2 protein-coding genes are annotated in these 1,060 nt (G+C 74.8%); both read left to right on the top strand.

The features are described from left to right. Positions 1–586, top strand: a 586-nt coding sequence (locus tag ACI6QG_RS19770) for a hypothetical protein (protein ID WP_407026260.1), incomplete at its 5' end; no start/stop codon positions are given. After that, positions 586–1,060: hypothetical protein (locus ACI6QG_RS19765; RefSeq protein WP_407026259.1), on the top strand; the 475-nt coding region annotated here is incomplete at its 3' end. The genes ACI6QG_RS19770 and ACI6QG_RS19765, both read left to right, overlap by 1 nt.

Raw genomic sequence — 1,060 nt, 5'->3', positions numbered from 1 at the left:
CCAGGTGCTGCGGCGCGAGGGCGCGCGCTGGGTGGCGCAGGCCACCTTCGATCCGCTCGACCGCGTGCGCGCCGGCCTGCTCGAAGGGCTGCTCGCGGCGCTGGCCGGCTCGGTGAACACCGTCCGCGTCTGGGACTGGCGGCGCGAGTTCCGCACCGGCGACCCGCGGGTGCAGGGCGACGTGCCGAGCGGGCCTTTCTCCTACTCGGACGCCACCATCTTCACGGACGGCACCGGCTTCGTGGTGGGCTCCGGTAACCCGGCGCTCGCGGCCGGCGCGCCGCGCGGGGCGCTGGCGATCCAGACCGGGGGCTGGTGGCCGAACGGTGTGGCGGTTGGTGCGGGCGACCTGATCGGCCTGGCGGGGCGGCTCTACATCGCCACCGAGACCGTCACCGCCGCGGGCGCGGGCACGGCGACGATCCCCATTGCGCCACCGCTGCGCGAGGCGCTGCTGATCAACCAGCCGCTGGTGCTGACCAGGCCCACCGTCGCCATGCGCCTGGTCTCCGACGACGAGGCCGCCAACCCGACCCGGCCGGGCCGCTTCACCGCGATCACCATCCGCCTCGAGGAGGCGCTGTAGTGTCCGACACGCACGGCACGCCGCGGCTGTCGCCACACGCGGCTGCCTCGGCCACCTCGCCGGTCGCCGCCCCGGTCGTGCTGGTCGAGCTCGACTTCGCGTCGGGCCCCTTCCGCGCCTGGACCGGGCTCGGCCAGCTGAACTGGGCGGGGAAGGTGTTCGAGGGCGTCGGCTCGATCGGTGCTGTCGGCGAGGTCGAGGAGACGGTCGAGCTGCGCGCCGTGCGCCTGACGCTTGCGCTCTCCCCCGTGCCGCAGGAGGTGGTGGACATCGCACTCGCCGAGCGGAGCTTTCGGCTGCGCCCGGCGCGGCTGTGGGGCGCGCTGCTCGATGCCGAGGGCGCCTTTGTCGCGGATCCGTTCCCGCTCTGGGCGGGGCTGATGGACACCATGGAGGTGACGGACGGCGCGGAGCCGCGCGTCGGGCTCACCTGTGAGAGCCGGCTCGTGGACCTCGAGCGCGCCGAGGTGCGGC

This window comes from Sabulicella flocculans (genome assembly GCF_045449635.1).
GTDB lineage: Bacteria > Pseudomonadota > Alphaproteobacteria > Acetobacterales > Acetobacteraceae > Roseococcus.
Note: the sequence above shows the minus strand (reverse complement) of the source record. Positions and strands in the feature narration are given on the sequence as shown.